Annotated in this window: 10 protein-coding genes; 5 read left to right on the top strand and 5 right to left on the bottom strand. The window is 36.8% G+C overall.

Translation table 11 applies throughout. The annotated features are described in order from the left end of the window. Nucleotides 1-23 precede the first annotated feature (23 nt). The 5 genes from DYE60_RS00580 to malE all read right to left on the bottom strand — a co-directional run bounded on the left by DYE60_RS00580 (nucleotide 24) and on the right by malE (nucleotide 7,447). Nucleotides 24-1,427 (bottom strand): surface lipoprotein assembly modifier, encoded by a 1,404-nt coding sequence (locus tag DYE60_RS00580; protein ID WP_115314690.1) that lies wholly within the window; start codon nucleotides 1,425-1,427, stop codon nucleotides 24-26. Nucleotides 1,428-1,705: 278 nt separating this feature from the next. Beyond that, the gene (malQ, locus tag DYE60_RS00575; protein ID WP_424450094.1) at nucleotides 1,706-3,721 is read right to left on the bottom strand and encodes a 4-alpha-glucanotransferase; all 2,016 of its coding nucleotides are present in this window, start codon (nucleotides 3,719-3,721) and stop codon (nucleotides 1,706-1,708) included. A 10-nt stretch (nucleotides 3,722-3,731) separates the two neighbouring features. Then, nucleotides 3,732-4,622 (bottom strand): maltose ABC transporter permease MalG, encoded by an 891-nt coding sequence (malG, locus tag DYE60_RS00570; protein WP_115314688.1) that lies wholly within the window; start codon nucleotides 4,620-4,622, stop codon nucleotides 3,732-3,734. Between the two features lie 12 nt (nucleotides 4,623-4,634). Continuing rightward, nucleotides 4,635-6,191 carry a maltose ABC transporter permease MalF gene (gene malF, locus DYE60_RS00565; protein ID WP_115314686.1) on the bottom strand — a complete coding sequence of 519 codons (1,557 nt, stop codon included), beginning with the start codon at nucleotides 6,189-6,191 and terminating at the stop codon, nucleotides 4,635-4,637. Between the two features lie 71 nt (nucleotides 6,192-6,262). Next, the gene (gene malE, locus DYE60_RS00560; protein ID WP_115314684.1) at nucleotides 6,263-7,447 is read right to left on the bottom strand and encodes a maltose/maltodextrin ABC transporter substrate-binding protein MalE; all 1,185 of its coding nucleotides are present in this window, start codon (nucleotides 7,445-7,447) and stop codon (nucleotides 6,263-6,265) included. Nucleotides 7,448-7,769: 322 nt separating this feature from the next. Between malE and malK the strand changes: the two genes are divergently transcribed. The 5 genes from malK to DYE60_RS00535 all read left to right on the top strand — a co-directional run bounded on the left by malK (nucleotide 7,770) and on the right by DYE60_RS00535 (nucleotide 14,603). After that, on the top strand, nucleotides 7,770-8,885 hold the full coding sequence (gene malK / locus DYE60_RS00555; protein WP_115314682.1) for a maltose/maltodextrin ABC transporter ATP-binding protein MalK: 1,116 nt from the start codon (nucleotides 7,770-7,772) through the stop codon (nucleotides 8,883-8,885). 61 nt (nucleotides 8,886-8,946) lie between these two features. After that, nucleotides 8,947-10,146, top strand: coding sequence for a maltoporin (locus DYE60_RS00550; RefSeq protein WP_115314680.1), 1,200 nt, complete (start codon nucleotides 8,947-8,949; stop codon nucleotides 10,144-10,146). Nucleotides 10,147-10,264: 118 nt separating this feature from the next. After that, complete coding sequence (malM, locus tag DYE60_RS00545) at nucleotides 10,265-11,137, top strand: maltose operon protein MalM (protein WP_115314678.1); 873 nt, start codon at nucleotides 10,265-10,267, stop codon at nucleotides 11,135-11,137. A 15-nt stretch (nucleotides 11,138-11,152) separates the two neighbouring features. Further along, nucleotides 11,153-13,195, top strand: coding sequence for an alpha-amylase (locus DYE60_RS00540; protein ID WP_424450103.1), 2,043 nt, complete (start codon nucleotides 11,153-11,155; stop codon nucleotides 13,193-13,195). Between the two features lie 97 nt (nucleotides 13,196-13,292). Next, complete coding sequence (locus DYE60_RS00535) at nucleotides 13,293-14,603, top strand: Na+/H+ antiporter NhaC family protein (RefSeq protein WP_115314674.1); 1,311 nt, start codon at nucleotides 13,293-13,295, stop codon at nucleotides 14,601-14,603. The last annotated feature ends 228 nt before the right edge of the window (nucleotides 14,604-14,831 follow it).

The following is a 14,831-nucleotide window of genomic DNA, read 5'->3' as shown; positions in this document are numbered from 1 at the left end:
AATAGACTCCAATTCTTTATCAATTAAAAATATTTACTTAATGTAAGATATACTTGTTTTTTGCTATGATTTTTAAATAAATTATTGCTGTGCAATTTCTTATATTCAAAAGTAAGTTTTGGGGTAATCCCCTTAAAATTCAAATTGTTATGCCATAAAGTTAAACTTGCCGTATATTCTTTATCTTTTTGTGGTTTACGATAAAAAGAGGGAATAAAAACAGACTTACTCTGCGATCTCGCTTTATCGTAATGACGATCCAAATAAGATAAATAAACTCGGCTCACTAGCCCAAATTTAAAGGCTTTCACTAAATTAGTATTTATTTGAAGCTGATCAAACGAATTATGTTCAGTATCTGATTCTTTAATTTTATAGTTTGTTCCTAAATTAAAATAGAAATCAGGTAACTGATAGCCAACGCTTAATCCAACTTGATAAATATCGCTATTAAACTGCTTTTCTTTATTGTATTTTTGCTGTTCATAATGCACAAAACTGGATAAAGAAAGTGATTTTGTAAAATAATAATCTGCTTTAAACTGCGAGCCATATCCAAAATAATTTGGTTTTAAATGGGTGTTTTTATCTTCGCCCCCAGCATAAAAAAACTGTTCCACAAAAGGCGTTATCTGCCATTTTGTTTTTTGATAACGTCGCCCAATCGTGCTACTAAAATTGAGATTTAATTCATCATATTTGTGATTATTCCAAAAATATTTACCGCTTGTCGTTAAAGCTAAATCAACAAAATAGGGCTTTTTCACAAGATCCTTAGCAATACGCCCAGAATAAGAAAAACCTTGTGCATTTTCAGGTGCTTGTATCGTCTTTAAATGCTCTATTTTTGTGCCTTTTGGCACAACCTGATTGATATTTTTTTCATTCAAATAACTTAATGAAAAATCATAATGCCACTTTTTCGGCTCATCAGAATTTAGATAAAACTGTGCAATTCGCTGGTAATCCGAGCGTTCACTTATTTGCACTTGCTTAAATAAATCCTGTGCTTGTTTCTGATTATTCTGCTCAACAAAAAGTAATGCGAGTTGTAACTTTGCTGGCGATAAATTCGGCTGTTTTTGCAATAATTTTTCATAAAGTGCAATCCCTTGCTCAATATCTCCTTGTGACTTTGCAAGCATTGCGTCCGACCATAACAATAAAACATCATCTTGCTGTTTTAACTGTTGGTACAGCGGATAAATGCTCTGTAATTTTTTCTCATCATTTAGATTTAATGTCGTAATCATTATTTTTGATAGCAACGTAGGACGCTGTAACAGTGCATTTTCATCAAGTTCAATTTGAGTACTTTTTCCTGTTTTATCCACCATTTCAATAGAAAATTGATAAGGCTGTGCATATAAAAAAGGGATAGAAAATATCCCTGTAAAAAACAGAATAACCCCACGATGATTAAACATTTAACTACCTGAAAAATAATGATAAAAATAGAAAATTCTCAGAAAAAGAACTTTGTAAAAATAGGTCTAAATAATAAGCGAGGCGAATTCTATACTTTTTTTTCTAAAAGCCAATATAAATCGCTGTAAGATAAAGCTGGTTCGACCAGTCATTAAGTGAATGTGATTTCCATCTAAAAAAACTTACGCTATTTAGAATATATAAAGCCCAATATAGCTAAAAAAACAATATGTTATTTAGCTATATTGGGTTAATTTTATAAAATGTTAAATTACTATTAACGCTTTTTATCAATCTCACTTAACAATGTGATAATTTTTTCATCTTCAAAAATCTCATCAACTGTTTTGCTCAATTTTCTTCGCCAGTTTGGATACTCTGTGCTTGTTCCGGGTATATTGACAGGGTCAAGCATATTTAACCAGTCTTCTGGTTGCGTGCCAAATAATGCACTGTTTGTATCCGCCACATAATGTTGTAATTGATGTGTGAAAGTTTGGCTCACATTTTTGCAAGTTTCTTCCAAAATATGACCGCTTTCTTCTACGGCTTGACGGATTTTTTGTTTCGCGACAAGACGATCTTTTCTTAATTGTGCTAGCAATTCTTCATTCGGATAGATCCCAAATTTTTCACCGAGTTCAAAATCGTAATCTTGCCAGTAGCCTTTTACTGTCGCTAAATCGTGAGTACTTAACGTTGTCATTGCTTGATATGGATAATCTTTTAAACGCTTGCTCCCATTCTCATCAAATTCAAAATAGAAAATGTTATACGCCAAAATGCCCTTTTCTTCTAAGGCTTCAAGCATTCCATCAGGTACAATCCCCAATGCTTCGGCAATAATTAAGCATTGATGACGTTGGCTTTCAAGGGCTAAAATTCCTAATAAGTCATCGAGTGGATAACGTACATAAGCTCCATCTTTGGCTGGTACCCCTTTGGTCGCCCACCATAAACGTGCAAAACCTAAAATATGGTCAATTCGCAATGCACCGCAATGTTGCATATTAGCACGCAATAAATCAATAAAAGGCTGATAACCACGCTGTTGCAGAACTTCTGGATGCATTGGGGTTAAGCCCCAGTTTTGCCCTTGTGGTGCCATAATATCAGGGGGTGCACCAACGGACGCATCTAATACATAAAGCTCTTTATCTGCCCACGTTTCTGCCCCATTCGCTGACACACCAACCGCGAGATCACGATAAAAACCAATCGGCATCTTTAATTGTTTCGCTAATTTATCGCATTCGGCTAATTGCTGTTGAGCAATAAATTGTAGCCACATATAAAAACGCACTAAATCACTGTGATCTTGTTGGAATTTTTTAACAGCAGGGGAGTGATAATCGTGATATTCACTCTCCCAAGAGTCCCAACCCCATTGATTTTCTAACTGTTCACAGCGGTATTGATGAAGTGCGTCAAAGGTGGCTTGAATAAGTAAACTTTCACCACTTTGTTGAATAAAGTCTTCAAAATCCGTTTGATTTTGGGTTTTAAAGGTTTCAAAAGCAAGTTTTAAACCTTGTAATTTTAGCTGTATGACAGTGCTATAATCCACATAATCTGCTTTTCTGACATCTGTCAGCTGCTGCTGAATTTCTTGTGAATTAAACCAACTTTGTGCTTTTTTGCTTTGTTGAAAAGCGGTCACTTTGTTTACGTCAATATAGATAATATTTTGCCATAAACGAGAAGATGGGCTATACGGACTCGCACTTTCAGGATTAGCGGGGAATAATGAATGAATAGGATTTAATCCTACAAAATCGCCCCCTTGCTGTGCAATTTTTGTTAAAAATTGTTGTAAATCCCCAAAATCGCCAATCCCCCAGTTCTCTTTAGAACGTAAGGTATAAAGCTGTAAAATCGATCCCCACAGTTTTTTATCCTGTTGTAATTCAGCTGGTTGAAAGGCTTTTTCAGGGGTAACGATAATCTGGCATTCAAAGGTCTGTTTTTCCGTTTTAATGGTTAAAACGTGATAACCCAACGGAAGATTTCTTGGTAAATTGACCGAATAATTAAAAATATAACCTGAACGCGTTTCGCCATTTTCTAATTTCAGTTGCCAATAGTCGTCCACTTTTTCATTTTTGGTAAAATTAAGATCAAATGTGACCGCTTGATTTTGTTTGACGACTTTTACAAAAGGCACGGCTCGTTGCGATTGTGGTTCACCTAGCAAGTTAGCTATGCGTTGATACACATCTGGGCTTGAATAACTACGCTCTCCTTTTTCATCAATAAAATAAGGGTAAATATATGGGTGTTGTTGTTTTATCATTTTTATTCTCCTAACCTTTTACACCACCAGATGTTAAACCACCCACTAACCAACGTTGTGCCAAAATAAAGACTAAGGTAATTGGAATAGCAGAAAGAATGGCGGCAGCGGCAAAATCACCCCATAAATAATTTTGTGGGTGTAGATATTGTTGCATTCCCACCGCCAACGTATAGTTGCCCACATCTCGTAATAATAAAGAGGCCACAGGTACTTCAATAATTGATGAGATGAAAGATAAAATAAAGACAACCGCTAAAATAGGTACAGACAATGGCAATAAAATTAAGCGGAATGTTTGCCAAGGGGTTGCACCGTCTAAGGCCGCAGCTTCTTCTAATGATTTATCAATGGTTTCAAAATAGCCTTTGATTGTCCAAACGTGCATTGCAATCCCACCCAAATAAGCAAAAATGACTCCGCCGTGTGTATTCAATCCTAAGAATGGAATGTAATCACTTAAACGGTCAAATAAGGCATATAATGCCACTAATGAAAGTACCGCTGGGAACATTTGAAAAATCAACATTCCTTGTAATAACATACTTTTACCGGCAAATTTCAAGCGTGCAAAAGCATAAGCGGAAGTGGTAGAAAAAATTAAGGTTAAGACAGCTGTCACCGTTGCCACTTTTACAGAGTTCCAAAGCCATAATAAGACAGGAAAAGGTGGTGGCGTGATTGAACCGTCCGCTTGGGTAACAGGGATTCCCAAAGCCAACTTCCAATGCTCAAAAGAAATGGTACTTGGAATAATTTCGCCAATCGCTAAATTACCTGGTCTTAATGAAATGCCGATAATCATCAGCATTGGGAATAAAATCAACGCACAGAATAAAATCAGAAATAAATGTGCTGAAAATAAACGTACTTTTATCGATTTTTCTTGAACCATTGCCATAATCTATTCCCCCTAATCTTGCTGTAATTTGGTTAAACGAATTTGGAATAACGCGAGAATGCTGACCAGTAAGAAGATGATAACTGCAATCGCTGCCGCTAAACCAAAGTCTTGTGATCCGCTACCTTCAAAGGCGATACGATAAGTATAGCTAACCAGTAAATCAGTATGCCCTGCTGGGGTGGTTGTGCCGACCATATTTGGACCACCTAAGGTTAATAATTGAATCAGTACAAAGTTATTAAAGTTGAACGCAAAGCTGGCGATCATCAATGGCATTAACGGTTTTAATAACATTGGCATTGTGATTTTTGTGAAATTTTGCCACATTGTTGCACCGTCAATGGCGGAGGCTTCGTACAAATCATTTGGAATCGCTTTAAGCAAGCCCATACATACAATCATCATATAAGGGTAGCCCAACCACGTGTTTACAATTAACAGCATTGATTTTGCTAAGGTTGGATCGTTAAACCACTCAGGGCGAATACCAAATAATTGATCAAGAATTAAGTTGATTTCCCCAAAACTTTGGTTGAATAACCCACGAAAAACTAAGATTGAGATAAAACCTGGTACGGCGTAAGGTAAAATCAGTAATAAACGATAAACAGCTTTCCCTTTTAACGGTTCCCACTGCACCAGTGAAGCAAAAATCATGCCTAAGAAAGTGGTAAAAATCACGGTTAAAAAGGCGAAAATCACTGTCCAAATAAAGATTTTTACAAAAGGTTCTTGTACACCTTTATCCGTTAAAATTTTAATATAATTCTGCCAACCTGTTGCGACGACATAACCCGGTTCTAAACGCTGTTCAACGAAGTTTCCTTGCTCATCAATTTTTTGGAAGAAACCAATTTCATCATTTGCTTTATATTTTTCACCTGTTTCATTATTAGTTAAAATTTGCAAATTTTGATCAAAATCGTACCGCTTCTTCTGCTCGGTAAATTGGCGTAATGAACTCATTGTTAAGCTTTCATTGGAAGGTAACACCACATTTATCGCTTGTAAATTTGTGCGATTTTGAATAACAGTTTTTAAAGGTGCAGCCTTAGCCTGTGGCAGTTCAACAACTTCATTAACCCTTAATTCTGTCGGTAATTTTGTAAGATCAAGCGGTGCAGAAAGATAGTTTTTTTGCAATTTTTTATTATCAAGTGCCAGCTGATATTGATTATTTTCAGCTTCTAATAATTTAAAATTAAAACGTTCCCCAAACGCAAATTTTTGCGATTGTAACTGCGACACCACTTGCTCGAAGTTTAATCTGTTTGATCCGCTATAATTCGTAAAAGCAATCACAACGGTCATCAATAATGGGAATAAAATAAAAATCCCAATAGCGGATACACCTGGGTAAAGATAACGCCAGCGGTATGCTCGCCCACTGCTAAACACATAAATTCCAGAGGTTAAAACAACCAACACCAGTAGGGCAAATAAAATCTCGCCTTGTAAATAAATAGTAAAAACAAGATAAAACGCTAATAAATAAAGTAAACCGACACAAAGTCGTTTTCCCCAAATTTGGAATGGTGTTGGTGGTGTTTCAATGGAAGTGAGCATAGTGTTATCCTAACCTGTCAATAAAATATTTGTAGAGACAGGGAATGCCCTGCCCCTACGGTTTATTCTAATTATTCTTTTTCGATCTTCGCTTGTGCTTCATCAAGTGCTTCTTTCACACTTTGACGACCGGTTACCGCATTGGTAATCGCTGCTTTTTCTGAATACCAGAAACGGCTCATTTCAGGAATATTTGGCATAACTTCGCCGTTTTCCGCATTTGCCATTGTTGCCGCAATACGAGGATCTTTTGCTAACACTTTTTGATAGCTTTTCAGTGCAACTGCACCTAATGGCACATCTTTATTCACGGTTTCTAAACCACTGTCTGTTAATAAGTAGTTTTCCATAAATTCTTTAACAAGATCTTTATTTGGACTCGCTGCGTTCACACCGGCACTTAATACACCCACAAATGGTTTGCCCGCTTTACCGTCTAATTTAGGTAATACCGCTACACCATAGTTGATACCGCTTTTCTCAATATTTGCCCAAGCCCAAGGACCGTTAATAGTTAATGCAGTTTGCCCTTTGTTAAAGCCTGCTTCTGCAACGGCATAATCGGTGTCTTTGTTGATTACTTTTTGTTTTACTAAATCAACCACAAATTGTAAGCCTTTTTGTGCCTCTTTATTGTTCACACCGATATCTTTTACATCATAACCTTTATCGGTTAATTTGAATGCGTAAGCACCTTGTGAAGAGATAATTGGCCAAGTGAAATAAGGTTCAGCTAAGTTCCACATAATCGCAGATTTGCCGTCTTTTTTAAGTTTTTTATCTAACTCAATTACTTCTTTCCACGTAGTTGGTGGGGTTGGAACTAAATCTTTGTTATAAATTAAAGAGAGTGATTCCACCGCAATTGGATAAGCAATTTGTTTACCTTTATAGCTTGTTGCTTTCCAACCGATGTCTGATAATTTAGCTTTAAACCCTGCACTTGGTTGAATTTCTGCCAGTAAGCCCGCTTGTGCATAACCACCAAAACGATCGTGAGCAAAAATAATCACATCCGGACCATCACCAGAAGCAGCAACTTGAGGATACACTTCTTCTAATTTAGAAGGGTGTTCAACAACGACTTTTACACCGGTATCCGCTTCAAATTTTTTACCTACTTCGGCTAATCCGTTATACCCTTTATCTGAGTTGATCCAAATGTTGATTTGACCTTCAACCATTTTCGCATACACGCCTTGTGCCACAGATAAACCTGCTAATACAGCAAGGGCAGTTTTTGTTAAATTTCTCATAACATTTTCCTCTTTGTTGATGTATAAAGTGAGATAATTCGAGCTGTATAATGAAATAATTATCTTGAAAAGAACTCCTCCCCCTCTCTCATACCCCAAATACTTTTTTGTGAACTAGATCATACTTCTGCCATTATTATTGAATATTTGTGATGGTGATCACAAAAAAACTATTTAATTTCGTGACAAAGATCACAAAAATTTGCATTTTTCGAATAAAAAACGACCGCTTAAATTTTGAAATTTTTTTTATCTAGGTATGATGTTTTCTTGAAATGAAATCATTATGCTAGCCCACAATAAAAAAGAGAGGATACACACAATGGCTGATGTTAGATTAGTAAATGTAAGCAAATCTTATGGCAATGTTCATATTTCAAAAGACGTTAATCTTGAAATAAAAGAAGGCGAATTCGTGGTGTTTGTTGGTCCTTCCGGTTGCGGAAAATCAACCTTACTACGTATGATTGCTGGCTTAGAAGATATTACCTCTGGCGATCTGTTTATCGGCGAAACCAGAATGAACGACATTCCACCAGCTAAACGTAATATTGGTATGGTGTTTCAATCTTATGCCCTTTATCCCCATTTAAGTGTTGCTGAAAATATGTCTTTTGGGCTGAAATTAGCCAAAGCCAGCAAGGCAGAAATTGATAAACGAGTTAATCAAGTGGCAGAAATCTTGCAACTCGCCCACTTATTAGAACGCAAACCCAAAGAGCTTTCAGGGGGACAACGTCAGCGTGTTGCGATTGGGCGAACCTTAGTGTCTCAACCAGAAGTGTTTTTGCTAGATGAACCTCTTTCTAACTTAGACGCAGCGTTACGTGTACAAATGCGTGTTGAAATTTCAAAACTTCACAAACGTTTAAATCGCACGATGATTTATGTTACTCACGATCAAATTGAAGCGATGACCCTTGCCGATAAAATTGTGGTATTACAAGCGGGCGGTGTTGCTCAAATCGGTAAACCATTGGAACTTTATCACTACCCTGCTAACCGCTTTGTGGCAGGCTTTATTGGTTCGCCAAAAATGAATTTCTTGCCTGTGAAAGTGATTGATGTACGTGAGGACGGCGTGAAAATTGAATTACCAGATTCTACGCACCTTAATTTCTGGGTACCTGTGGAAAGTCGTGGTGTGAAAGTGGGCGATAATCTTTCATTAGGACTTCGCCCTGAACATTTACTCCCTTGCGATCAATCGAATATTTGCATTACAGGTAAAGTCAAAGTGGTAGAACAGCTCGGTAATGAAACACAAGTGCATATAGAAATGCCACCGATTAAACAAGGGCTTGTTTATCGCCAAAACGATATCGTACTCGTCAACGAAGGTGATGAAATGGCGGTTGGAATTAACCCAAACCGTTGTCATTTATTTAAAGAGGACGGTACTGCCTGCAAGCGATTATTTAAGGAGCTTGGGGTTTAACCTTTTTTCATAGTAAATCACTCAAACTTTATTTCACTTACTTAATCATAAGGAGTTCGTTATGAATAAAAAAACTTTACTCGCAACAATTATTTCTAGTGCAATTCTATCAAGCACGGCTTTTGCCGTCGAGTTTCACGGTTATGCACGTTCAGGTATTGGTTGGACAAATGGAGGCGGAGAGCAAATCACCTTTAAAGCTGACGGCGCTGGTGCTAAGTATCGTTTAGGTAATGAAAACGAGACCTATGCAGAATTTAAACTGGGTCAAGAATTATATAAAGAGGGTGAAAAAAGTATCTATTTAGATACGAATGTGGCTTATGGCGGTATCTTACAACAAAATGACTGGGAAGATACTAAACCAGCACTTCGTGAAATCAATGTTCAATTTAAAAACTTTGCAGATAGCTTACCAGGGGCAACATTATGGGCAGGTAAACGTTTCTATCAACGCCACGATGTCCATATGAACGACTTCTATTATTGGGATATTTCAGGTCCTGGTGCTGGGGTTGAAAATATTGATTTAGGCTTTGGTAAACTTTCTGTTGCGGTCACTCGTGATACTGAAAATGGTGGGGCTAAACTGGGTAATGATGATGTTAAAGTATACAACGATATTTATGATGTACGTTTAGCGGGTATCAAAACTAGTGAAAATGGTTCATTAGAATTTGGTATTGGTTATGGTAATGCCCACGCAAAAGATGGTGCTAAATTTGCTGATGGTGCTTCTAAAAATGGTTATATGCTAACGGCAGAACACACTCAAGGTAACTTCTTTGGTGGTTTCAATAAATTCACTGTTCAATACGCAACAGATGCGATGACTTCTTGGAACAACGGTCACGCACAAGGGGCGAGTGTCAATAATAACGGTTCAATGTTGCGTTTAATTGATCAAGGTGTGGTTAAATTAAGTGACAAGATTGAAACAATGTACGCGTTAATTTATCAAAAAACAGATTTAGATAATAAACAAGGTAGCACGTGGTATTCAGCGGGTGTACGTCCAATGTATAAATGGAACAAAACAATGAGTACATTGCTTGAACTTGGCTATGATGTTGTTAAAAAACAGTCAAATGATGAGAAAAGTAAAGTGTTTAAAACTACTTTAGCTCAACAATGGCAAGCAGGCGACAGCATTTGGGCAAGACCAGCAATTCGTGTATTCGGTACTTATGCTAAAACAGATAATGCCGGTGTGAAAGACAACGACTTTGTTTACGGTGTTCAATTTGAAGCGTGGTGGTAATTTTCCACTTCATTTAAAAATTTAAAAAACTAATCATAAGCGGTGATATTTTTCCAACTTTTTGCAAGAAATTGAAAAAATTTAACCGCTTATTTTTTTAATAAGGATCGGAAATATTATGAAAAATAAAATTGCTATTTTTATCTCAACACTCTTTGCCGTTTCAACCTTTGCCACCGCTCAACCTCAACTTGATAAAACAGCATTAAGCACATTAAACTGGCAAAATATTAATTTTTCACAAAAGCAACACGCTGATTTAACCTCAACTCAAATTAAATCATTTATTACCTCTATTGCAGGTTTTGAGAGTGCGGTAGTCGGTTATAAAATCCCTGCAAACCAAGGCACAATAAAAGCAAGTATCAGCAGTTTAGTGGTGGATAATGATCATATTTTTGTTCCTAATGTGCTAGTGCTTGATGCAAATTTTAATCCGTCTGTTACATACCCTGCATCAAGTTTTAAACTTACTGAAGCTCGTGGCCTAGATGAACCTCAACTGACCGCACAATTAAATTTAACCCCGACCGCCAATCAAGATTATCTTTACTTATTAGTTTATACAACCAAACAAGATTTAGAAAAAACCACCACAATTACGCACCCAGCTAAACTTTACGCCAAAGCGAAAGGCAATCAGCCACCAGCAATCAATGATATTCAAGTTAAACATACCAATATGGGTAAAATTAAAATTGATGTGGAAGGCGTACAAACCAGTCAATTTATCGGTTTAAATAGCCCTCTTTTTGAAGCGAAACAGCCACAGGCGACAGTGGTCGGTGAAACAAAAACAGTGTCAAAACCAACCCCAAAAACCATTCAAAAAGTAGAAAATAGTACAGAGCAATATTTTAATAATGCGGTGCTAAGTGCGTTAAAACAAAATGACATTAGCAAAGCGATGAATCTTGTGACTGAAGCAGAACAGTTGGGCTTAACGCAACCTCGTCAATTATTTTTGAAAAAAGTCTCCGCCAAAAAATAGTCCTAAAGGAGTAGCATAATGAAAAGATTGTTATTATTGCCTCTTGCTCTTTCTAATATTGCTTATGCAAACCAATGGGAAAATGCGTCGTTCTCTCATTTTGAAAAACAGCAAGATCATCTGTTTCAAGCACAAGCAAATTTGGAGAAAGGCAGCTATCCACTGCAATTTTATGTTGATAAAAAATGCTATCAACCCACTGGAAATATCAAATTAAATACGGATCTTTCACTGATTCCCTGTGATGATAAAAAAGTCAATTTGCGTATTTTTAGAAAGGGGCAATATATTGCAACAATCAATGCTCAAGAAGCTACGCCTAAATTAAAAATAACGGTTAAACCAACAAAAGCCCCTCAAAAAAGTGTAAAAACCTGCCCTGTTTGGAATAAAAAGCCCATCACTGTTGATGTTTCTTCCACATTTAAAAATGGGGAAAAAGTCCGTGATTTTTATTCAGGGCAAGTGGCAACCGTAGAGCAAGGTAAAATCACAATATTGCCTGATCCCAATGCCAACGGATTGTTACTTTTAGAGCCAGCTAATTCAACGGTTCAAGCCACCTTTGACTGGCATAATGCCATTGTTTATTTTGTTTTAACGGATCGTTTTTACAATGGCGATCCGAGTAACGATCACAGCTATGGACGTAAAAAAGACGGTATGCACGAGATTGGTACGTTTCACGGTGGCGATCTCAAAGGCTTAACACAAAAACTTGATTATTTATCGGATCTTGGCATCAATACCATTTGGATCAGTTCACCGTTAGAGCAAATTCACGGCTGGGTTGGTGGCGGATCTCAGGGGGATTTTCCACACTACGCTTATCACGGTTACTATCATTTAGATTGGACAAAAGTTGATGCGAATATGGGAACAGAACAAGAGTTAAAAGCCTTTGTTGAGCAAGCCCATAAAAAAGGGATTCGCGTACTCTTTGATATCGTAATGAATCATACTGGTTATGCCACCCTTGCAGATATGCAGGAATTTAATTTTGGTCAGCTTTATTTAGATGATAAAGAAGCAGAAAAAATCTTCGGTAAAAAATGGACAGATTGGAGACCAAAAGCGAATGAAAATTGGCATAAATTCAATGAATATATTCATTTTGGTCATAAAGATGGCTGGAAAAATTGGTGGGGTAAGGCTTGGGTGCGTTCCGATATTGGCGATTATGATGGTGCAAAATTTAATGATCTGCAAATGTCCCTTGCGTCATTGCCAGACTTAAAAACAGAAAGTGAACAAGCGGTCAAATTACCTGAATTTTTTGCAAAAAAAGCAACAAATGCCAAAAACTTAGATAATGCCAAAGTGCGTGATTATCTGATCACTTGGCTGAGTGATTGGGTGCGTAAATATGGTATTGACGGCTTTCGTGTTGATACCGCCAAACACGTTGAGAAAAGCACGTGGCTCGCCTTAAAAAAAGCATCATCACAAGCTTTAAAAGAGTGGCAAAAAAATCACAAAAACTTTGGTGATGATTTTTGGATGACAGGAGAGGCGTGGGGCTTAGGCGTGATGAAAAATGATTATTATCAAAATGGTTTTGATGCGATGATCAATTTTGATTTCCAAAATGAAGCCCAAAAATCCTTAGATTGCTTTGCGAATATTGGGGAAACCTATCAATCAATGAGTGATAAATTAACGGATTTCAACGTGTTAAGTTATCTTTCTTCCCACGATACGCTACTCTTTTTTGATAAAGCAAGCGAGAAAGATCTTAATAAACAGAAAATCGCAGGCAGTTTATTACTACTCTCGCCAGGTGCGATACAAATTTATTATGGCGATGAAACGGCACGTCCATTTGGTGCAACAGGCTCAGATCCATTACAAGGCACACGCTCAGATATGAACTGGGAAGATCTCATCAAGCCTAATCATCAAGCATTATTTAACCATTGGAAAAAATTAACCCATTTCAGAAAAAACCATATTGCGGTTGGAAAAGGGAAAAATATCACGCTAGAAACCCAAAATTATTTTGCATTTAGTCGTCAGTATGAAGGAGATAAAGTGATGGTCGTGTGGGCGGGAAAGTAAAAATTGCAGCTTGATTTTAACGCCATTTTTGACTATCTTGTAAGGCTTTGATTTAAACATCGCTTTAAATTTAATTTCATCAATGGAGACAAATAAAATGCCAAATGGCTCAGGTTTGAATAAAGGAAATATCAAAGGTTTATTTCCTTTATTCGCTTTTTTAATCACTTATATCCTCGTTAGGGTAATCTCGGGAAGCTTTGAAACAATGCCGATTATGGTCGGTATTTCGATCGGTTGCTTAGTTGCATTTTTCTTAAATGACAAAAATCACAAAATTTCTTTTACCAAAAAAGTGACAATTTTTTGTAAAGGTGGCGGCGAAGAAACCCTTATTTTAATGGTCATTATATTCCTATTAGCAGGGGCATTTTATAGCGTTGCTAATTCAATGCACGCCGTAGATTCTATCGTGAATATCGGATTAAGTATTTTACCTTCAAATATCATTTTACCGGGTTTATTCGTGGTGTCTTGTATCCTGAGTTTTGCGATGGGAACGTCAATGGGAACGGTCTCAACCTTAGCTCCGATTGCGATTGGTATTGCTACAAAAATCGGCGTAGATATTCCATTAGTTGCAGGGATCGTAATTGGCGGTGCAATGTTTGGGGATAACCTTTCTTTCATCTCAGACACCACCATTGCGGCAACCCGAACCCAAGAAGTGACAATGAAAGACAAATTTAAAGTCAATTTCTTAATGGTACTGCCAGCAATTATTATCAATATCGCCCTATTATTGCTTGTTGATGTCAATGCAAGTGCGGTAACAGAACACCTTGATTTTAACTTACTGAACATCTTACCTTATGCGATTATTATCGTGCTTTCTTTGGTGGGTATGCACGTGATTCCGGTTATGGGATTGGGGATTTTATCTGGCTTAATTATTGGCGTTATGCACCAAGATTTTACGATTCTTGAAAGCTTTAAAGTGATTCACACTGGAATGGTTTGGATGGAAGATATGGCGTTAATTGCCGTCTTAGTGGGCGGTATGGTTGCGTTAATGAAATATTTAGGTGGCATTGATTATCTGCTTTATCACTTAACCAAAAATGTAAAAAGTGTTCGTGCAGGCGAATTTAGTATCGCAAGCCTTGTGAGTTTATTAGATATCGCCACCACCAATAATACAATTTCAATCATTGTTTCAGGTCCAATCGCTAAAAATATCGGTAATGAAATTGGAATAAATAGAAGTCGTATTGCGGCGATTTTAGATCTCTTTTCATCGGCATTTAGTGGCTTATCGCCATTTGGTGGACAATTACTTGTTATGGCTGGATTATGCTCTATCTCGCCAATCGATATCATCCCTTACGTTTGGTACTGTATGCTAATGCTTGTTTTTGGGATTTTCTTTATTATCATTGGCAAACCAATGCCTAAGAAAGTGAACTAAATGATTTCCTATAAATCATATAATTTATAATTATCTAGTGGCTGTTTTGTTACAATCATAGTATTGATACTATATAAAGCAATAAAAAAACAGTCACTAGAAAATCGCTTTTTAATTTTAATAAAACGAAAGCTCTTATTAGTATATGTATTATTATGGTAATTAAAATGACCAAATGCCCTACAGAAACCATTACATACCCTAAAAATCTACGAATTCTAATAGAGT

This window comes from Phocoenobacter uteri, from assembly GCF_900454895.1.
Taxonomy (GTDB): domain Bacteria; phylum Pseudomonadota; class Gammaproteobacteria; order Enterobacterales; family Pasteurellaceae; genus Phocoenobacter; species Phocoenobacter uteri.
The sequence above is the reverse complement of the archived record's forward strand: the minus strand, read 5'-3'. Positions and strand labels throughout refer to the sequence as shown.